The sequence below is a fragment of the Pseudomonas lurida genome (assembly GCF_013522705.1).
GTDB lineage: Bacteria > Pseudomonadota > Gammaproteobacteria > Pseudomonadales > Pseudomonadaceae > Aquipseudomonas > Aquipseudomonas quebecensis.
The window spans coordinates 113,625-132,726 of the sequence record NZ_JAAMRE010000011.1 but is presented as its reverse complement, the minus strand read 5'-3'; the positions used below and the strand labels follow the sequence as shown (position 1 = coordinate 132,726).

Genomic DNA, 19,102 nt, shown 5'->3' with positions numbered 1-19,102 from the left:
GACGGGACACCCGCGTTGGGGCTTATAATCGCCGGTTTGCAAAACCGCCGGCCTTACCAGGCGCCGCACACCGGATCCCGTCATGTTACGAATCACCGAACTCAAGCTGCCCATCGACCATCCCGAAGAAGACCTGCGGCCCGCCATCGTGCAGCGCCTGGGCATCGCCAGTGATGACCTGCTCGATTTCACGCTGTTCAAACGCAGCTACGACGCGCGCAAGAAATCGTCGGAGCTGTGCTTTATCTACACCATCGACCTGACCGTCAAAGGTGACGAAGCCGCGCTGCTGCGCAAGTTTGCCGATGACCGCAACGTCAACCCGGCCCCGGACGTCAGCTACAAAGTGGTCGGCCACGCGCCGGCCGACCTGGTGGAGCGCCCGGTGGTGGTCGGGTTCGGCCCATGCGGCATCTTTGCCGGGCTATTGCTGGCGCAGATGGGCTTCAAGCCGATCATCCTCGAACGCGGCAAGGAAGTGCGCCAGCGCACCAAGGATACCTGGGGCCTATGGCGTAAAAGCATGCTCAACCCCGAGTCCAACGTGCAGTTCGGTGAGGGCGGCGCCGGGACCTTTTCCGATGGAAAGCTGTACAGCCAGATCAAAGACCCGCAGTTCCACGGCCGCAAAGTACTGCACGAGTTCGTCAAGGCCGGTGCGCCGGAAGAGATCCTCTACGTCAGCAAGCCCCATATCGGCACCTTCCGCCTGACCGGCGTGGTGGAAAATATGCGCCAGCAGATCATCGCCCTCGGCGGTGAAGTGCGCTTCGAGCAACGGGTAACCGACGTACTGATCGAAGACGGCCAACTGAACGGCGTGGTGCTCGATGGCGGCGAGCAGATCCTGTCCAGGCATGTGATCCTGGCCCTCGGCCACAGCGCCCGCGATACGTTCCGCATGCTGCACAGCCGGGGCGTGTACATGGAAGCCAAGCCGTTCTCGGTAGGCTTTCGCATCGAACACCCGCAGTCGCTGATCGATGCCGCGCGCCTGGGCAAGTATGCGGGCCACCCGAAACTCGGCGCCGCCGACTACAAATTGGTTCACCACGCCAAGAACGGCCGTTCGGTCTACAGCTTCTGCATGTGCCCGGGTGGCACCGTAGTCGCGGCCACGTCCGAGCCGCACCGCGTGGTAACCAACGGCATGAGCCAGTACTCGCGTAACGAGCGCAATGCCAACTCCGGCATCGTGGTCGGCATCACGCCGGAAGTGGACTACCCCGGTGGCCCGCTGGCCGGTATCGAGCTGCAGGAGCGTCTGGAATCCCACGCTTATGTTCTCGGTGGCAGCAACTACGAGGCACCGGCGCAACTGGTCGGTGACTTTATTGCAGGCAAGCCCTCCACCGCCTTGGGCAGCGTGGAACCGTCCTACAAACCGGGCGTGTCGCTGGGCGATCTGGCCTTGGCGCTGCCGGACTTCGCCATCGAAGCGATTCGTGAAGCGTTGCCAGCGTTCGAAAAGCAGATCAAGGGCTACTCGCTGCACGATGCGGTTTTGACCGGTATCGAGACCCGCACCTCGTCGCCGCTGCGGATTACCCGTAACGAATCGATGCAGAGCCTGAACGTCAAGGGCCTGTTCCCGGCCGGCGAAGGTGCGGGTTATGCCGGTGGAATTCTATCGGCGGGCGTGGACGGGATCCGGATCGCCGAGGCATTGGCGCGGGACATGTTGGCCAGGCGGGGCTGAAGCGGTAAGCGGCAAGTGCGTCTGCTCTGACTTGCCGCTGCCCTCTTAAATATTCGCCCGCAGTACGCTGGCGGGCAGCGGTTCGCCGCGCTCCACGCTGGCGGCAACGGCCGATATCAAAGCACCCAGTTCATACCCCTGCCCCGCGAGCCACGCCTGATCGTAATAGGTGGTGGCATAGCGCTCGCCACCGTCACATAAAATCGCCACGATCGAGCCCGACTCCCCCGCCGCTTTCATCTGCTGCGCGGCCATCAGCGCGCCGATCAGGTTGGTCCCGCTGGACCCGCCGACGCGTCGTCCCAGGCGCTCGGCCAGGTAATGCATCGCGGCCAGGGACAGCGCATCAGGCACCTTGACCATCGCGTCGATGACCTTCGGCAGAAACGACGCTTCGACCCGTGGTCGGCCGATGCCTTCGATGCGCGAACCGCAGTCCAGGCGCAGGGTGGCGTCGCCGCTCTGGTAGAAGTCGAAGAACACCGAACGCTCGGCATCGGCGCATAACACGCGGGTGCAATGCTGGCGATAGCGAACATAACGTCCCAGGGTGGCGGTCGTGCCGCCGGTGCCCGGACTGGAGATCAGCCAGCTTGGTTCGGGGTGCTGCTCAAAGCGCATCTGCTGGAAGATCGACTCGGCAATGTTGTTGTTCGCTCGCCAATCGGTGGCACGTTCGGCATAAGTGAACTGATCCATGAAATGACCGCCACTTTCCTCGGCCAGACGTTCCGACTCGGCGTAAATCCGCGTCGGATCCTGCACCAGATGGCTCTTGCCGCCATAGAACGCGATCTGCGCGATCTTTTCCTGGGACGTGGTCGCGGGCATCACCGCAATGAACGGCAGGCCGAGCAGACGCGCAAAGTACGCCTCCGAAATCGCCGTGGAGCCACTGGACGCTTCAATGACCGGCGCGCCCGGCTTGAGCCAGCCGTTACACAGCGCATACAGAAACAACGAGCGCGCCAGCCGATGCTTCAGGCTCCCGGTGGGGTGGCTGGACTCATCCTTGAAATACAACTCGATACCCGGCAGGCCCGGTAATGGCAGTGGGATCAGGTGGGTGTCGGCGCTGCGCTGGAAGTCCGCTTCAATGATGCGAATGGCTTCGCGGGCCCAGGGACGGTGGTCGCTCATCGGGGATATCTCTAAGGATGTTGAACGCAATCTTAGGATGTTTCCTACACTCCACACAGATACAGTGAAGACTGAATTGGACACACAATTGCTAGTCTTTGGCGCAACGCCTTTGCCACCCGCCACTTATAACAAATAAGAATATAACTTTTGTTTTAACAACTAACGGTACGGGTTAGGGTACCCACCTATTGAACCTGGATTGGAGAGCATCCCTTGCCTCTGCGTAGCACGTTTACCCGTTTCTTTCAGCTCGAAGCCGCCAGTGGCCTGCTGCTGATCGCCGCCGCAGCGTTGGCGCTGATCATCAACAACTCACCGTTGTCGCACCTCTACGCCGCGTTTCTGGACGTGCCGGTGGTGGCGCAGATCGGCGCATTGCAAATCGCCAAGCCGGCCCTGCTGTGGATCAACGATGGCCTGATGGCCCTGTTCTTCCTGCTGATTGGCCTGGAGGTCAAGCGCGAGCTGCTCGATGGCCATCTGTCCAAACCGTCCCAAGTGGTGTTGCCGGGCGCGGCGGCAATTGGCGGCATGGTGGTGCCGGCGCTGATCTACTGGGCCATCAACAAGGACTTCCCTGCCGCGCTGTCCGGCTGGGCGATCCCGATGGCGACCGACATTGCCTTCGCCCTCGGCGTGCTGGCCCTGCTGGGCAAGCGCGTGCCGGTGTCGCTGAAGCTGTTCCTGATGACCCTGGCCATCATCGATGACCTGGGCGCGATCATTGTGATCGCCGTGTTCTACTCCACCGACCTGTCCGGTGCCGCCCTGGCCGGTGCGGGCGCCTGCCTGGTGGCGTTGATCGCGATGAATCGCCTCGGCGTGATCAAGCTGGCTCCCTACTTGATCGTCGGGCTGATCCTGTGGGTGTGCGTGCTCAAGAGCGGCGTGCATGCCACGCTGGCCGGTGTGACCCTGGCGTTCTGCATCCCGCTGCGCACCAGAAATGCCGAGCCTTCGCCGCTGCTGACCCTGGAACACGCCCTGCACCCGTGGGTGGCCTACGGCATTCTGCCGTTGTTTGCTTTCGCCAACGCCGGTGTGTCTCTCACCGGCGTCAGCCTGGAAAGCTTTACCCACCATGTGCCCATGGGCATCGCCGCCGGCCTGCTGTTCGGCAAGACTATCGGCGTGTTCGGCCTGACCTGGCTGGCCATCAAGACCGGCCTTGCCGCTCTGCCGACCGGCGCCAACTGGGGCCAGGTGTTCGGTGTGGCGATCCTGTGCGGTATCGGCTTCACCATGAGCCTGTTCGTCGGCTCCCTGGCGTTTGTGCCGGGGGCCAGCGAGTTTGCCGGTGAAGATCGCATGGGTATCCTGACCGGGTCGATACTGGCGGCTTGCATCGGTTACGCCGTCACCGCGATGGCGAGCCGCAAAAAAGTCTGACTACGCGCGTAAACGGCGCAACAAAAAACCCCAACCGGTCACCCGGTTGGGGTTTTTCTTTACCCGTCGATTAACCCTCAGCGGGTAACACGGCTGGTACCGTCAACGGTCATGATGCGCACACGATCGCCGATGCGGAAGATTTCATTCTCCTGCACGGCCTGAACATAGGCGCGCATGCTGCCATCGTCTTCGCGTACGGTGATTTCAACACCCTGTGTACGAGTCAGGCCTTCTTCGGTCGCCGAACCCAGCAGGCCGCCGGCCACCGCACCGATCACCGCCGTGACGATGCTGCCGCGACCGCCGCCGATGGCACTGCCACCCACGCCGCCGACGACTGCACCGGCAGCGCCGCCGATAGGCGTCTTGGTGCCTTCGATTTTCACCGGACGCAGGGATTCGATGGTACCCATGCGAACGGTCTGTACACGACGCGCTTCGTCACGGGAGTACGAGTCGCCGGTCAGACTCGAGGCGCAGCCACCCAACAGCAACGACAAGGTGGTAAAGCAGGCAACCAGTAAAACAGACTTACGCATAGCATCAACTCCAAAGGACAGGTATTCATTAAACGCTGCCGCTTGACGCCTGTCACGGCAAGCCCGGCAGAAAACTGTTTTCATTCAGCCCCAGTACAGACAGCCCGTACCCGACAACTCGATGAACAGTAACACCCCGGTCGTCATCAGGACATCCATGGACTATTTCATCATTGTAGTCACAACCCTCGCCGGCCTGTATTTCCACGGCTGGCTCTACGTGCGCATCCGCCGCTGGGTGGATCGCGACCTCGCGCTGTCACTGGCAGGTGATGACCCGCATAAACGCAGTTTCATGCTGCAACAACTGGAGACGGCGCGCGCCCTCAGGATCAAACGCAGGGACTTGCCAGGCTGGCTGAAAGACGCCGCGCAGCACTACACGCCCGCAGTCTCTTGAACAGAGACCGCGGGGTGAAGGGCATCATTCAGTTGAAGTGACGAAAGGTGAAGCTCAGGGCGCCAGGCGCTCGCGGACCCACTGGGTGTCGTCTTGCAGACGATAGTTGAGGCGGTCATGCAGGCGGCTGGCGCGGCCCTGCCAGAACTCAATGCGCTCGGGCAACAGGCGGTAGCCACCCCAATGCTCGGGGCAGTCGGGCTGACTGTCGCTGAAGCGTTGTTCAGTGGCCTTGAGCAGCTCCTGCAGCGCTTCACGGTCGCGAATCACCCGGCTCTGCGGTGAGGCCCAGGCGCCCAGGCGGCTACCCAGTGGACGAACCTGGAAATAAGCGTCCGACTCCTGAGGCGTGACCTTGACCACCCGCCCTTCGATGCGCACCTGGCGTTCCAGGGTCGGCCAGAAGAAGGTCATGGCCGCGAACGGCCGCGCCGCGAGCTGCTGGCCCTTGGCGCTTTCGTAGTTGGTGAAGAAGGTAAAGCCCTGGGTATCCAGGCCCTTGAGCAACAGGATACGACAGTGAGGTCGACCGTCCTGATCGACCGTGGCCAGGGTCATGGCATTGGCCTCCACCGGCGGCTGCTCGGTTTTCACCGCATCGGCAAACCACTGGTGAAACAACGCAAACGGCTCGCTCGGGGCTTGGGCCTCGCTCAAACCGTCCCGTGTGTAGTCACGACGCATATCGGCCAGTGCCTGGGTCATGCGGCTTTATCCTTTTGGTTCAGCGGGTCAGTTTTTCGCCTGGTCGTTTGCAGCCGGATCTGCCGCCTTGGCCTTGGCCGGAGCAGGTTTCTTCGCGGCAGGCTTGGCAGGCGCCTTTTTGGCAGCCGGCTTGGCGGCGGCTTTCTTGGCGGCAGGTTTGGCGGCAGCGGCTTTTTTTGCCGGCGCCTTGGCGGCCGGCGCAGGGGCCGGCACGTTCTGCACGGCTACCATTTCAGCCACGGGCGGGGTCTTGCCGGAGTTGTACTTGTTCAGCAACGCCAGCATGGTGGTGCGCTGGGTGAACATGATTTCCATGCGACGGTTCAGGGCGCGTCCCTGGTTGCTGTCGTTGGCCGCACGCGGCATCAGGTCACCCATGCCACGCAGCATCAGGCGGTCTTGCTTGAGGCCGCTGAGGCTGAAAATCGAGGCGATGGACTGCGCACGTTCCTTGGTCAACGCCTGGCTGGCCGGGGCACTGCCGGTAGCGTCGACATGCCCCAGGACCAGCACGGCGGTCTTGGGATCGGACTCAACCGCCTTGGCCACACGGGTAAACGGCCCCAGCGTCACTGGCAACAACATCGCCGGGCGCTTGGGGTTGTAGGAACCGTCGACCGGGGCAATCACCACCAGCACGTTGTCGCGGCGTTCCAATTGCAGGTTGCTGTCCTTGATGGCAGCACGCAGGCGCGGCTCGTAGTCGTCCAGCCAGGCCTGAGTGATTTTCGGGTCAGGCATTTGCACGTTGGCGACGTCGACCTTGGCCAATGGCTTTGGCTTGCTTTCGAACGGCCACCACCAATGGGTCTCCGTGTCGGTCTTGGCCACGGCTGGGGCCGGGTCTGCGGCTTTGAGATCGGCTTTCAGATCGGCCTTGGCGTCGGCGGCCTTGTCATCGGCGCTCTTGGATGAAAACGGCCACCAGCTGGAGCCGGTGTCGGCCTTGGCCACCGGCGCAGGCGCTGGGGCAGGCGTCGCCGCAGGAGCAGCAGCGGTGGCCGGTGCGGCAGGCTTGGCGCCAGCGGCGGGTTTAGCCTCCGGCTTGGCATCGGCCTGGCTCACAACGTCCTTGGTAGCCGCCTTGTCCGATCCGAATGACCACCAATGCCCACCTTCGGCATCATTTTGTGGAGTTTGTGCACAGCCGGTAACAGTGAGGCAAAGCGCCAGAGCCAAGGACTTGTTCGATAACATGAGATATCCACAAAATGAGAAAAGAAACGGGGGTCTGAGTGACCCGTTAAACAGACGCTTACAGAACATTTAAGTTACATGATTTCGTTCAGCGCCTTTTATAGTTGCCTTTGTAACAAAAAATTGTGAAACGGCAAGGGTTTTACAGACAACCGGCCAATATTCCGACCAACTTCTGCGCACGCGGGTCCATAAGTACATAAGGGCCGAGTGTATTAGTGACGAACCCAAACGCTACATCATGTTCAGGATCGGCAAAACCTACCGAACCGCCCGCCCCCGGATGCCCGAAAGCGTGGGCGCCAAGGCCGAATGTGGCATTGGGCAAGTGGGGTTGATCCAACATGCAGCCCAGGCCGAAGCGGGTTTGGGTCAATAATGTTTTATCCGGCCCGATACTGTGTTCGCGCGTCAATTGTTCGAGCATGTCAGCTTCCAGCAAACTACCGTCCAACAAACCACTATAAAAACCGGCCAGGCTGCGCGCATTACCGTGACCATTTGCCGCTGGCTGCTGCATACGCCGCCATTCGGGTTTATTAGTGCTGGTCAGAATAGACGGTGGGTTGGTAAAAGCCCGCGTGGTCATGGCCGCCGGTTCACGCATCATTACTTGCAGTAAACGTTGCGCGGCTTCATCGCCCATATTGCCTTTGCTGCGGGCTATATGCGCAACCCGATGAAACTGGTCATCGGCCAGGCCTACATGAAAGTCCAGCCCCAGCGGCTGCGCGACCCGCGCCACAATCGATTCGCCTGGCCCACGGCCATCGGCACGCCGCAGCAGCTCGCCGACCAGCCAGCCATAGGTGATCGCCGCATAGCCATGGCCCTGCCCCGGTGTCCACCACGGGGCTTCGGCAGCCAGGGTGTCTACCATCAGCTTCCAGTCATACAGGGCTTCGGCGGGCAGGGCCTCGCGGATCGCCGGCAAACCGGCCTTGTGGCACAGCAATTGGCGCAGGGTGATGTCTTGCTTGCCGGCCGCCGCGAATTCCGGCCAGTACTGGGCGACCGGTGCGTCCAATTGCAGCTTGCCCTCGGCCACCAGTTGCAGGGCCGTGACGGCGGCGAAGGTTTTGGTACAGGAGAACAGATTGACGATGGTGTCGCTGTGCCAGGCTTGAGCGCCGTCCTTGTCGGCGGTGCCGGCCCACAGGTCGACCACGCTCTCACCGCCGATCTGAATGCACAGCGCCGCTCCACGCTCCTGCGGGTCATCGAACAACGCGGCGAAGGCTTCACGTACCGCTTCGAACTGGAGCTCGTAATGACCCTGAATCTGCACCTAAGCCCCCTCGTGAAGCACCATGAAAAGTGGGCGACATTGTTCCAGCCCTTGTGGGGTTTGTGAACCCGTCAGCGCTGAATCAATGACCATTTCCAGAATGCCCACCCGCGTGCCCGGCGCCCTGCGCAGCGCCTTTGCCGTCATGGGCCGAGCGACCGCCTGCCTTTTCCTGCGCTGCCGCGGCCGCATTGGCTTTCTCGGCTTCCTTGCCCAGTTGCTCGACCGCCGCCAGGTTGCTTTTGCGCACGCTCTCGACGAAGCCCTGAAATGGCACATCGGTGATGCCTGCCAGGCCGAAATGGCCGTTTTCACCGTCCAGCAAACGGCCGGTCACGGGTTGGTCCAGATATTGGAACCAATGCACGCCGACAATGGACGGCTCGGCCATGGCTTGCTTGAGGAAGTTGGCATACGCCGCGCCGCGATCCTCTTCCCTGGCCAACTGCGTCACACCGCCCCAGAACGGACCACGGTCGGCCGAGCCAACGTTGAACTCGGTGATCAGCACCGGCTTGTCCAGCGCACGCAGGGCGGCGAAGTCATAACCATCCTGGGGTTTGAGGGTGTACATGTTAAAGCTCAGCACGTCGCAATACTGCGCGCAGGACGCCACGGCCTCCGGCGTACTCACCGCAAAGCGGCCGCCGAGCAGCAACTGGTTGGGGGCGTGCCATTTGAGCGAGTCGGAGATGGTCTTGAAATACGCATCGGCGAAGGTTTTTTGGAAGTATTTGAAGTCGGCCTCGATTTCCGGGTGCGCAGGGCTGGGCATCGGCGGCTCGAAACCGGGATCTTCCATCAGTTCCCAGCCTGTAAGCTCGATCCCCCAGGCTTTCGACAGGCCCTCCTCGTTGCGGTATTTGTCGCGCAATTGCTTAAGAAACGCACGCTTGGCCGGTACATCGGTGGTCATGCGCAAGGTGCCATATGCCAGGGCATAGCGGGCTTTGGGGTCATCGCCAGGACCGGCCCAGGCCAGTTCGTTATCGGCGAAGAAGCCGATCAGCCAAGGGTCGTCGCGATGATCGCGGGCGGCGATGGCCACGGCGCGTTCGGTGGCCATGGCAAAGCGTGGGTCGAACGGGTCAGGCATGCCACCCCACCAGTCGGTGCCCGTGCTGATGCTGGCGTAGTCGCCGACGATGGACAGCGGCAAGGTGTACGGCACACGGTCGGCGGTGGCCAGGTCCGGGTCGCTCCAATTGCCTACGGTGTTAAAGCCCCAGGCCTGCAGACGGTCGAGGGTGTGGTTGACCCAGCGTTTCTGGTCGAACCCTGCCGTGCCGTAGGCGCGTTCCAGATTGGCGCGGTAAAAATCGTACCAGCGCCCGGCGCCGAAGCTGCGGCCTTCGCCCGAACCGTTGCCGGTGCGGTGATCAGCACTGCCGTAATATTTGTCGAAGGGCTCGCCGGCCTTGGGCAAGGCGGCAAACATCCATTCACGACCGGCCACATAAGTCTGGCTATTGTCCGCAGCCACGGTGTTTACGCCGAGGGAATAGAACGGATGTCCCTGAGGGGTCACCAGATACCAGCGGCCGTCGCGTTTTTCGGTGCGGAAAAAGCCGCTGGCGGTGAACGCAGGGCCTTTGTTCCAGCCGCCGTAAGGGTCCAGCGAGGATTTGTCCCGCGTGGCCAGCCATGCCTGCAGTTGCTGCTGCTCCCTGGCGGCGCCGGCCTTGAGTTGCTCATCACTGCTGACCTTCTCCGGCCAGCGCGCACGAGTGGATTGACCATAGGCGTCGACCAGTTCGCTGTAGGCTGCCTTGATGACAGGTTCCACGTCCTGTACGCCGAAGCGCTCCAGCAGGATGCTCTGGGCCACATTGGGATTGAGCATCGACACGCTGACCGACACCACCTGGCTGCGGTCGATCTCGCCGGCGCTGCTGGCCAACAGTACACGCTGGCCGTCCACCGTGATCGGCATCGGCGGGCCGGCCTTCATGCCCTGGCTCAGCGCCGAGTTGGCTTGCAGCGGGATCAGCAAGGTCTGGGCCGGGCCGGCCGGCAGGTCGATGCGGCTGGTCAACGTGCGGCCGTCATTGCTCTGCACCTTGACATACAAGGTCAGCGCCCAGTCCATGGCACTTTGAATGCGCAGGCTCACGGCCCCGGACTGCGACCAGTCCCATGCACCGCTTTGCGGGCTGAGCACCAGGCTCGGTTCGGCCGCCGGGTTAAAGGTGATGCGCCGCAGCACCTCGCCCTCGGGAGTTTGCTCGGCATTGTATTGCGGCAGGCTGGCGTCCTGGGTCGCCACCTTGACCACATCGGCAGGTCGGACGAAGTTGAACAGTGTTTGCTGCCCGGCGGGCGCGGCGATCAAGGGCGCCGCGAACAGCAAGGCAAAAAGAGCAGGCAGCGTGCGAATCATACGAGCAAGGTTCTCCCAGACGGCCGGTGAATGGCCTGTGATGACGGTGATGAGATAGACCACAAAGTGGGCGAATTCGCCCACGGTGGATTAAGAAATTTCGCGCCGGAACGGCGGCAATGCGTTGAGGATAGCCTTGCCATAGCGCTGGGTGACCAGTCGGCGGTCGAGCAAGGTGATGGTGCCCCGATCCTGTTCGGTACGCAGCAGGCGGCCGCAGGCCTGCACCAGCTTCAGCGAGGCATCCGGCACCGAGATTTCCATGAACGGGTTGCCGCCACGCGCTTCGATCCATTCGGCCAGCGCCGCTTCGACCGGATCGTCCGGAACCGAGAAAGGGATCTTGGCGATCACCACGTGTTCGCAGTAGGCCCCCGGCAAGTCCACGCCCTCGGCGAAACTCGCCAGGCCGAACAGCACGCTGGAGTCGCCGCCGTCCACCCGCGCCTTGTGCTTGTTGAGGGTCTCCTGCTTGGACAGGTTGCCCTGGATAAACACCTGCTTGCGCCAGTCGCGATCCAGGCCGTCGAACACATCCTGCATCTGCTTGCGCGACGAGAACAGCACCAGGGTGCCGCGCGAGCCTTCGACCAGTTCCGGCAGGTCGCGGATGATTGCCGCGGTGTGGGCCGCCGCGTCCCGTGGGTCGGCCTTGAGGTCGGGCACCCTCAGCACGCCGGCGTCGGCGTGGTGGAAGGGGCTCGGCACCACGGCGGTGACGGCTTTTTTCGGCAGCCCGGCGCGCATGCGGAAACGATCGAACGTACCCAGCGCGGTCAATGTGGCCGACGTCACCAAGGCCCCATAGGCCACGTTCCACAGGTTGCGACGCAGCATGTCGGCGGCAAGGATCGGGCTGGCGTTGACCTCGATATCGAATAGCGCACCACTTTCGGCCAGGGTCAGCCAGCGCGCCATGGGCGGGTTGTCTTCCGGGTCTTCGACGGTAAAGGCGGTCCACAGCTCCCAGTTGCCCTGCGCGCGCGACAGCAGGCTGCCGAACAGCGGGTACCACTCCTCGGCCTGGTTGCTGGCGATGCCGATGTTGACCTCGCCATCCATGCCTTCCTTGAGCAGGTCGGTGAGGCGGGTGAACAGGTCGGTCAGGCGTGAAAAACCCTTCTTCAGCTCGATGCCCATTTCGCGCATGTGCTCGGGGATCAGGCCGCCGACGAAACGGTGGCGTGGCCGCTCGCGGCCTTCCACGTCTTCGCCGGGCTTGAAGTCGGCCACCTGCTCGCAGGCACTGAACATGAACTGCTGCTGGGTCTTGATCTCCCGCGCCAGCTCCGGCACCTGCTCGATCAGCTTGCCCAGATCGCCGGGCAGCGGGTGCTGGGCCAGCAGTTTGGTCAGATTTTTTGCGGTGGACTCCAGCCAATCGGCGGTAGAGCGCAGGCGCGTGTAATGGGCGAAGTGGCCGATGGCCTTGTCGGGCAAGTGGTGGCCTTCGTCGAAGACATAGAGCGTGTCGCGCGGATCGGGCAACACCGCACCGCCGCCCAGCGCCAGGTCGGCCAGCACCATGTCGTGGTTGGTGACGATCACATCGACCTTGCCCATGCCTTCGCGGGCCTTGTAAAAGGCGCACTGGCCGAAGTTGGGGCAATGCCGGTTGGTGCACTGGCTGTGGTCGGTGGTCAGGCGCGCCCAGTCGGAATCTTCCAGGGCGGTGGGCCAACTGTCGCGGTCACCGTCCCATTTATTGCCGGCCAGTTTCTCGATCATGCTGGTAAACAGCTTCTGGCTGGCCTCATCGACTTCAATCCTGAAGCCTTCTTCTTCGAACAGCTGCGCGGTGGCGGTTTGCGCGTGGCCTTCCTGCAGCAGTACGTCGAGCTTGGACAGGCACATATAGCGGCCACGGCCCTTGGCCAGGGCGAACGTGAAGTTCAGGCCGCTGTTGCGCATCAGGTCGGGCAGGTCTTTGTAGACGATCTGCTCCTGCAGCGCGACCGTGGCGGTGGCGATCACCAGGCGCTTGCCGGCGGCCTTGGCGGTCGGGATCGCGGCCAGGCTGTAGGCCACGGTCTTGCCGGTACCGGTGCCGGCCTCGACGGCCACGACCGCAGGCTCGCCTTCGCGGCGGCCTTCGTCGTCGGTGTCGATATCCCCGAGGACTTTTGCCACTTCGGCAATCATCAGGCGTTGGCCGTAGCGCGGTTTCAAGCTCTTGGCTTCGAGAAAACGCGTGTAGGCGCCCTGGATCGTGGTTTTGAGTTCAGTGCTGATCATGAATAGTCGGGCGCAAAAAACGCTGGATAAATTTTCAGTGGTTCGGATCGGCGGCTATCATACCCCGCTAATTAATCCCGCGCAGAACGGAGTACCGCAATGACCGTCTTCAGCCTCGCTTACACCCTGCATGTATTGGCCGCCCTGGTATGGGTCGGCGGTATGTTTTTCGCCTGGATGATCCTGCGCCCCGCCGCTGTGGCGGCCCTTGAAGGCCCTGCCCGGCTCAGGTTGTGGGTGAATGTGTTTCAACGTTTTTTTGTGTGGATCTGGGTGGCGGTGCTGATTTTGCCGATCAGCGGTGTCGGCCTGCTGCACCTGCGCTTCAACGGCTTTGAAACCGCGCCGCGTTATGTGCAGGTGATGATGGGCTTGTATCTGGTGATGACCGCATTGTTTATCCGCATCCAGGCGTTGAAATTCCCGGCGCTGCGCGCGGCGGTGGCGGCCGAGGACTGGCCGGCGGGCGCTGCGGCCCTGGGGCAGATTCGCAGGTTGGTGGGGAGCAACCTGATCATCGGGCTGGTGGTGGTGGCCATTGCTTCGGCGCGACCGATGTTCTGAGGGTCAGGCAAGCTGCAAGCCTTGACTTGCAGCTTGACGCTGCGGCGTTTCAGAGCCGCTGAATAGTCACGGCACCCGCCGGTCCGGCAGGCCCTGGCTGCCCTTCCAAACCTGGGCGGCCTTTTTCGCCGCCCTCGGTGCGGTACACCAGGCAGCCCTTGGATTGCCCACCTTTACCCGGCTTGCCCGCCGTTCCGGCAAGGCCGCCCGGACCGCCATCCACCCACACCTTGATCCGTTCGGCCGGGAAGTCTTTCGGCAACTCGACCCGCACCTGCGCGCCCGCCGCGCCTGGCAAGCCATCGCCGCCATTATCCCCGTTGGCGCCTCGCCCGGCCGCGCCCCAGGTGCAACCCGGGTCTTCGCCGTTGGCGCCATCCAGACCGGCGTAGCCCTGGGCACCGGCGCCGCCACGGGCGTCCACCGAGAGTTCTTCGGCCGTCAGGGCATTGATGCGCAAAGTCAGGTCGCGCCCGGCCTTGGCCGGTTTTTCATGGGTGCCGGGAGCCCCACGCGAGGTGATCTGGCTGCCAGGGTCCAGCTGCGCCTGGCGCACCTGCAATTGCAGCGCGGTACTGCCGGGAACAATGGCGATGCGCGCGTCGCGGCCCAGATGCAACTCTTCCACGGTGACCTGGCTGATGGTGGCCGGCACCAGCAAGGTGCCGTAGTCCGCCACGTCCAGGCGCTCCAGTTGCAACACGCTGGTGCTGCTGGGCAGGCGCATCAACGAGTTGGTTTCCACACTGACGCTCTGGGCCAGGGCAATGGGGCTGACCAACAGGGCCAACAGAAAAACCTTACGCATCATGGGGCTCCTGAGTATTTTCGAATTTTTCTTTGGACGCACAGTAACGACTTCTACGGACGGTTTGCCAGTGAAGGATCAAAAAACTTGAGAAGGGAACGATGCAGGAGGCCTGGCGGCAACACCCCAGCGGATTCCACTGGGGCAACGGCGGTCAGCGGTTGTTGTGGATTTGCGTAGTACAGTTTCAGCGCGCGACTTCTCGCGCCGGGGCCGCAGCATAAAGCGCGCTCTTTTCAACTGTACCAGCCCCGGATTCATTGGGATTGACCGCTTCACAGGACTTTTCGCCACCACCCGCTCTAGGCCCGCACGCTCAGCCGCGCTAGTCTCTATGGTCCTGATGTGAGGATCTGTGATGACCGCCGGTAACTCTGCCCGTACACCCCAGCAAGCCCTGGCCGCCCTCCTTGACCAGCACGCGCCCAAACGCTTGCTGGTGTTGGGCGTCGGTCGGTTCCCGGCGCTGGAGGCCTTTGAACAAGCGCACCCGGACAGCCAAGTGTGCTGTGCCGGGCCCGGCCCGTTGCCGGCAGACCTGGCGGCCCAGCGTTTTGACCTTGCGCTGGTGGTCGACTGCCTGGAACACTTGTCAAAACCCCAGGGCCTGACGCTGCTCGGCGGCATCCGCAACCTCAATGCCAGCCGCATTGCCGTGCTGGTCGACCTGGGCGCCTGCGACTGGAAGGACACCGACTTCTACTCCCTGGCGCTGCAGGCCGGCGAGCGTTTCCAGCGCGACGAGCAGGTCCTGACCTTGTTCACCTACGATCTGCTTGACTATAAACAGGTGCCCGACTGGCTCAACGCCCGGTTCTGGGCCAACCCGGAAAACTTCGGAAAGTACTGGTGGTGATCCCGATGAGTACATCCATTTGCCCCTGCGGCAGTGGCAACCTGCTGGATGCCTGCTGCGGCCATTATCACTCCGGCCACCCGGCGCCCTGTGCCACCGCGTTGATGCGCTCGCGCTACAGTGCGTACGTATTGGGCCTGGTGGATTATCTGGTGGCCACCACCCTGCCCGCGCAACAGGCCGGCCTGGACCGCGACGCCATCGCCGCGTGGAGCGCCCAAAGCACTTGGCTTGGCCTTGAGGTGGAAAGTTCGGAGGTGTTCGGCGGCCAGCCGGAACACGCGTTCGTGACCTTCACCGCACGCTGGCATGACAGCACCGGCGAACATAGCCACCGCGAACAGTCCTCTTTCGTACAGAATGACGGGCGCTGGTACTTCATTGACCCTACAGTGCAAGTCAAGGCCAGTCGCAACGATGCCTGCGTATGCGGCAGCGGGCAGAAATTCAAGAAGTGTTGTTCCAGCTACCTCTAACCCCCAGGAATCGCGCCATGCTTCGGATATACAGCTTGATGCTGGCGTTAACCCTCGGCCTGAGCGGCTGCGCGTCGTGGTTTGAAGACGACACGCCACCGCCTCACGTGTCGCTGGTGAAGGTCGAGGTGGTGCGTGCCAAATTGCTGGAGCAGAAATTCAAGCTGTACTTTCGTGTAGACAACCGCGACGACGCCGACCTGACCGTGCGCGGCTTGGTCTACAAGGTAAGCCTGGGCGATTTCGTGCTGACCGAAGGCGAGTCCAATGAATGGCTGACTGTGGCGCCACACGGCCACGCCGTTTTCAAGGTCACGGTGCGTACCAACCTGTGGCCGCAGATACGTGATGTGGTGCAGATGCTGAAAAAACCCGACAAGCCCGTGCCTTACCGTCTGGAAGGCGAGCTGAAAACCGGATTATTCATCGGTTATGACGTGCAGGTCGCGCACAATGGGCAGATAATCCCCGGCGATTTTATTCCGGAGCGACATCGATGACTCAACAACCCCATGTCCATGGTCCTGACTGCAACCACGATCACGATCACGTTCACCATGATCATGACCACGGCCATGTCCACGGCCCGAACTGCGGTCATGCTCACCAGGAGCCGGTGCGCAATGCGCTGAAGGACGTTGGTCGCAACGATCCTTGCCCATGCGGCAGCGAGAAAAAATTCAAGAAGTGCCACGGCGCCTGATCGCGACCGCTGACATTCACTTGACCCTCATGGGAGGATTCCAAACGCCTCCCACACTGTTTTGCCCAAGGCTTACGCAATTACACAACTCCTGCTTGCGTCGTTTCACCGCGCTCACTAACGTAGCGCCTTTACTGACGCTACCCCCCGCAGGAGCTTTGCCATGGCCTCGCCAGCCCTTTCACATTTTCTTCCCCGGTTCGGCGTTGCCGCGGCAGTGGCCAGTGCATTGAGCCTGGCCGGTTGCCAACTCCAAAGCACCCAGGACACCCTGCCGCCGGTGGCCGGCGTACAGCCGCTCAAGGGCCTGGCCCAGAATGTGTCGGTGCGCCGCAATGCCCAGGGCATGCCGCTGATCGAAAGCAACACCTTCCACGATGCGCTGTTCAGCCTTGGGTACGTGCACGCCAGCGACCGGATCCAGCAGATGGTCACCCTGCGCCTGCTGGCCCAGGGCCGTCTGGCGGAAATGTCGGGCCCTGAGGTGTTGGACGTGGACCGCTTTATGCGAGCGGTCAACCTGAAAAAAAGTGCCGGCGAGCTGTATAACGCCTCGTCGCCGCGCCTCAAGCGGTTCTTCGAAGTGTACGCCCGCGGTGTCAATGCCTATCTGTTCCGCTACCGCGACAAGCTGCCGCCGGATCTGGCCCAGACCGGCTACACGCCCGAGTACTGGAAACCGGAAGATTCCGCACTGCTGTTCTGCCTGCTCAATTTCAGCGAGTCGGCCAACCTGCAGGAGGAATTGGCGTCCCTGGTGCTGGCGCAGAAAGTTGGCGTCGACAAGCTCGCCTGGCTTACACCAAGCGCGCCGGATGAGCCGATCCCACTGGCCGAAGCCGACAAACTCAAAGGCATCAATCTGGGCCAGATCACCGGCCTGGCGGGACTCGACGCGGTCAGTCAGCAGTTGAGCAGCCTCAACGCGCTGGCGGTCACCACGTCAAGCAACTGGGCCATCGGTCCGCAGCGCAGCCGCGCCGGCAAGAGCCTGCTGGCCAGCGATTTCGCAGCCCAGCCACAGGCACCGTCGCCGTGGAGCTACGTGCAGATCCGCGCCCCGAAATACCAGGCCGTGGGTGCCTCGATTGCCGGGCTGCCCACACTGCTGTCCGGGTTCAACGGCAAAGTGGCGTGGAGCATGAGCGCGGTCAAGGGCGACACCCAGGACCTGTTCCTGGAAAAGGTCAAACGCCAGGGCTCCGCCCTGTATTACGAAAACAACGGCAAATGGCTGCCGGCCGGCGTGCGTAACGAAACCTTCTTTATCAAGGGCCAACGCTCAATCCGCGAAGTCGTCTACGAAACCCGCCACGGTGCTCTGCTCAATAGCAGCCAGGCCTTGACCAGCGGTTTGGGCCTGGCCCTGCAAAGCGCCGACTTCAAAGATGATAAGAGCCTGGACGCGTTCTTCGACCTGTCCCGCGCGCAAAATGCCGGTAAAGCCTCGGACGCCACCCGGGAAATCCGCGCGATCGCCCTGAACATGATCTTCGCCGACGCAAGCAATATCGGCTGGCAGGTCACCGGTCGCTTTCCCAACCGCCGTGAAGGTGAAGGCCTGTTGCCGTCGCCGGGCTGGGAGGGTCGCTTTGACTGGGACGGTTACGCCGATGCGATGCTGCACCCCTATGACCAGGACCCGCCCCAGGGCTGGATCGGCACCGCCAACCAGCGCACCGCGCCACGCGGCTATGGCATGCAGCTATCCAACTCCTGGGATGCGCCGGAGCGCAGCGAACGCCTGGCGCAACTGGCCAATGCCGGCAAACACGACAGCCGCAGCGTGATCGCCATGCAATACGACCAGACCACGGCCTTCGCCGCCAAGCTCAAGAGCATGTTCCAGGCGCCGGGCATGGCCCAGCCATTGAAGCAGGCGATGGATGGGTTGCCGGCCGCCGAGCAGGCCAAGGCACGGGAAGCGCTGAAGCGCTTGATGGCATTCGATGGTCGCCTGGTATCGACGTCCTCGGACGCAGCGCTCTACGAACTGTTCCTGCAGGAGAGCACCCGACAGATCTTCCTCGACGAACTCGGCCCGGAAAACAGCGCCAGCTGGAAAGCCTTCGTGAGCAACGCCGGCCTCTCCTACGCCGCCCAGGCCGACCACCTGCTGGGCCGTGAAGACAGCCCGTTCTGGGACGACGTGCGCACCGCACAGAAGGAAGACAAGCCGACGATCCTCGCACGCAGCCTGGCGGCCGCCATTACCGCTGGCGACAGCCAACTGGGTACGGACCACAAGGCGTGGCAGTGGGGCAAGTTGCACAGCACCACCTGGAAAAACGCGCAAGGCCAAGTGATCCGTGGGCCGCTGGCCAGTGGCGGCGACCATAACACCTTGAACTCGGCGCCTTACAGTTGGGGCCAGGATTTCAACACTACCCAGGTGCCGGCATTGCGCATGATCGTCGACTTCGGCCAGGCGGAACCGATGATGGGCCAGGGTGGCATCGGCCAATCCGGTAACCCGGCCAGTCCGAACTATGCCAATGGCATCGACCCGTCGCTCAAGGCGCAATACCTGAGCTTCCCGATGCAGCCGCAGAACTTCGACAAGGTGTACGGCAAGACCCGCCTGACCCTGACCCCAGGCAAGTAAACGCTGGAAAATGCAGGAGGGGCTTGTTGTGGTAAACCGGCTCACCACAGAGTCAGGTGTCTGCCTTTAGATTGATGCAGATGCCTATGCCCCTCCCACCTTTTCAGCCAGT

At 62.4% G+C, this 19,102-nt stretch carries 17 protein-coding genes; 9 read left to right on the top strand and 8 right to left on the bottom strand.

What is annotated here, in order from left to right; translation table 11 throughout:
* Positions 1–82 precede the first annotated feature (82 nt).
* Positions 83–1,699 carry an NAD(P)/FAD-dependent oxidoreductase gene (locus G7025_RS11960; RefSeq protein ID WP_181079384.1) on the top strand — a complete coding sequence of 539 codons (1,617 nt, stop codon included), beginning with the start codon at positions 83–85 and terminating at the stop codon, positions 1,697–1,699.
* Between the two features lie 45 nt (positions 1,700–1,744).
* On the opposite strand, the gene G7025_RS11955 is transcribed toward G7025_RS11960, so the two are convergent.
* Positions 1,745–2,839 (bottom strand): PLP-dependent cysteine synthase family protein, encoded by a 1,095-nt coding sequence (locus tag G7025_RS11955; protein WP_181079381.1) that lies wholly within the window; start codon positions 2,837–2,839, stop codon positions 1,745–1,747.
* Between the two features lie 216 nt (positions 2,840–3,055).
* Between G7025_RS11955 and nhaA the strand changes: the two genes are divergently transcribed.
* Positions 3,056–4,231, top strand: a complete 1,176-nt coding sequence (nhaA, locus tag G7025_RS11950) for a Na+/H+ antiporter NhaA (protein WP_181079378.1) — start codon at positions 3,056–3,058, stop codon at positions 4,229–4,231.
* 77 nt (positions 4,232–4,308) lie between these two features.
* Here nhaA and G7025_RS11945 read toward each other — a convergent pair whose 3' ends face one another.
* A complete protein-coding gene (locus G7025_RS11945) occupies positions 4,309–4,773 on the bottom strand; it encodes an outer membrane lipoprotein (RefSeq protein ID WP_181079376.1) in 465 nt (154 codons plus the stop codon).
* A 157-nt stretch (positions 4,774–4,930) separates the two neighbouring features.
* Here G7025_RS11945 and G7025_RS11940 point away from each other — a divergent pair, with 157 nt between their 5' ends.
* Positions 4,931–5,173, top strand: a complete 243-nt coding sequence (locus G7025_RS11940) for a hypothetical protein (protein ID WP_181079373.1) — start codon at positions 4,931–4,933, stop codon at positions 5,171–5,173.
* A 54-nt stretch (positions 5,174–5,227) separates the two neighbouring features.
* Here the strand turns inward: G7025_RS11940 and pdxH are convergent, their stop codons facing one another.
* The 5 genes from pdxH to dinG form a co-directional block, all read right to left on the bottom strand.
* On the bottom strand, positions 5,228–5,878 hold the full coding sequence (gene pdxH, locus G7025_RS11935) for a pyridoxamine 5'-phosphate oxidase (RefSeq protein ID WP_181079370.1): 651 nt from the start codon (positions 5,876–5,878) through the stop codon (positions 5,228–5,230).
* 27 nt (positions 5,879–5,905) lie between these two features.
* On the bottom strand, positions 5,906–7,075 hold the full coding sequence (locus G7025_RS11930) for an OmpA family protein (RefSeq protein WP_181079368.1): 1,170 nt from the start codon (positions 7,073–7,075) through the stop codon (positions 5,906–5,908).
* Between the two features lie 142 nt (positions 7,076–7,217).
* The gene (locus tag G7025_RS11925) at positions 7,218–8,363 is read right to left on the bottom strand and encodes a serine hydrolase domain-containing protein (RefSeq protein WP_181079365.1); all 1,146 of its coding nucleotides are present in this window, start codon (positions 8,361–8,363) and stop codon (positions 7,218–7,220) included.
* An 82-nt stretch (positions 8,364–8,445) separates the two neighbouring features.
* Entirely contained in the window at positions 8,446–10,743 is a 2,298-nt protein-coding gene (locus G7025_RS11920) for a beta-galactosidase (protein WP_181079363.1), read from the bottom strand.
* A gap of 90 nt (positions 10,744–10,833) precedes the next feature.
* Positions 10,834–12,978 carry an ATP-dependent DNA helicase DinG gene (gene dinG / locus G7025_RS11915; RefSeq protein WP_181079360.1) on the bottom strand — a complete coding sequence of 715 codons (2,145 nt, stop codon included), beginning with the start codon at positions 12,976–12,978 and terminating at the stop codon, positions 10,834–10,836.
* Between the two features lie 99 nt (positions 12,979–13,077).
* Here dinG and G7025_RS11910 point away from each other — a divergent pair, with 99 nt between their 5' ends.
* Entirely contained in the window at positions 13,078–13,542 is a 465-nt protein-coding gene (locus tag G7025_RS11910; RefSeq protein ID WP_181079358.1) for a CopD family protein, read from the top strand.
* A gap of 49 nt (positions 13,543–13,591) precedes the next feature.
* On the opposite strand, the gene G7025_RS11905 is transcribed toward G7025_RS11910, so the two are convergent.
* Complete coding sequence (locus G7025_RS11905) at positions 13,592–14,350, bottom strand: collagen-like protein (protein ID WP_181079356.1); 759 nt, start codon at positions 14,348–14,350, stop codon at positions 13,592–13,594.
* Positions 14,351–14,708: 358 nt separating this feature from the next.
* Between G7025_RS11905 and G7025_RS11900 the strand changes: the two genes are divergently transcribed.
* From G7025_RS11900 to G7025_RS11880, 5 genes are all read left to right on the top strand, one after another.
* On the top strand, positions 14,709–15,206 hold the full coding sequence (locus G7025_RS11900) for a DUF6231 family protein (RefSeq protein WP_181079353.1): 498 nt from the start codon (positions 14,709–14,711) through the stop codon (positions 15,204–15,206).
* Positions 15,207–15,211: 5 nt separating this feature from the next.
* A complete protein-coding gene (locus G7025_RS11895) occupies positions 15,212–15,682 on the top strand; it encodes a YchJ family protein (RefSeq protein WP_181079350.1) in 471 nt (156 codons plus the stop codon).
* Positions 15,683–15,699: 17 nt separating this feature from the next.
* On the top strand, positions 15,700–16,182 hold the full coding sequence (locus tag G7025_RS11890; RefSeq protein ID WP_181079348.1) for an LEA type 2 family protein: 483 nt from the start codon (positions 15,700–15,702) through the stop codon (positions 16,180–16,182).
* Positions 16,179–16,385: an SEC-C metal-binding domain-containing protein gene (locus G7025_RS11885; RefSeq protein WP_181079345.1), complete on the top strand. Its 207-nt coding sequence runs from the start codon at positions 16,179–16,181 to the stop codon at positions 16,383–16,385. The genes G7025_RS11890 and G7025_RS11885 overlap by 4 nt, the downstream gene beginning before the upstream one ends.
* Positions 16,386–16,548: 163 nt before the next feature.
* Positions 16,549–18,990 carry a penicillin acylase family protein gene (locus tag G7025_RS11880; protein WP_181079342.1) on the top strand — a complete coding sequence of 814 codons (2,442 nt, stop codon included), beginning with the start codon at positions 16,549–16,551 and terminating at the stop codon, positions 18,988–18,990.
* Positions 18,991–19,102: the final 112 nt, after the last annotated feature.

Coding starts and splice junctions, on each gene's coding strand:
- G7025_RS11885 (WP_181079345.1), top strand. CDS start 16,179: ATGACTCAACAACCCCATGTCCATGGTCCTGACTGCAACCACGATCAC.
- G7025_RS11890 (WP_181079348.1), top strand. CDS start 15,700: ATGCTTCGGATATACAGCTTGATGCTGGCGTTAACCCTCGGCCTGAGC.
- G7025_RS11940 (WP_181079373.1), top strand. CDS start 4,931: ATGGACTATTTCATCATTGTAGTCACAACCCTCGCCGGCCTGTATTTC.
- G7025_RS11955 (WP_181079381.1), bottom strand. CDS start 2,839: ATGAGCGACCACCGTCCCTGGGCCCGCGAAGCCATTCGCATCATTGAA.
- G7025_RS11895 (WP_181079350.1), top strand. CDS start 15,212: ATGAGTACATCCATTTGCCCCTGCGGCAGTGGCAACCTGCTGGATGCC.
- G7025_RS11960 (WP_181079384.1), top strand. CDS start 83: ATGTTACGAATCACCGAACTCAAGCTGCCCATCGACCATCCCGAAGAA.
- G7025_RS11910 (WP_181079358.1), top strand. CDS start 13,078: ATGACCGTCTTCAGCCTCGCTTACACCCTGCATGTATTGGCCGCCCTG.
- G7025_RS11905 (WP_181079356.1), bottom strand. CDS start 14,350: ATGCGTAAGGTTTTTCTGTTGGCCCTGTTGGTCAGCCCCATTGCCCTG.
- G7025_RS11930 (WP_181079368.1), bottom strand. CDS start 7,075: ATGTTATCGAACAAGTCCTTGGCTCTGGCGCTTTGCCTCACTGTTACC.
- G7025_RS11945 (WP_181079376.1), bottom strand. CDS start 4,773: ATGCGTAAGTCTGTTTTACTGGTTGCCTGCTTTACCACCTTGTCGTTG.
- G7025_RS11900 (WP_181079353.1), top strand. CDS start 14,709: ATGACCGCCGGTAACTCTGCCCGTACACCCCAGCAAGCCCTGGCCGCC.
- dinG (WP_181079360.1), bottom strand. CDS start 12,978: ATGATCAGCACTGAACTCAAAACCACGATCCAGGGCGCCTACACGCGT.
- G7025_RS11920 (WP_181079363.1), bottom strand. CDS start 10,743: ATGATTCGCACGCTGCCTGCTCTTTTTGCCTTGCTGTTCGCGGCGCCC.
- G7025_RS11880 (WP_181079342.1), top strand. CDS start 16,549: ATGGCCTCGCCAGCCCTTTCACATTTTCTTCCCCGGTTCGGCGTTGCC.
- pdxH (WP_181079370.1), bottom strand. CDS start 5,878: ATGACCCAGGCACTGGCCGATATGCGTCGTGACTACACACGGGACGGT.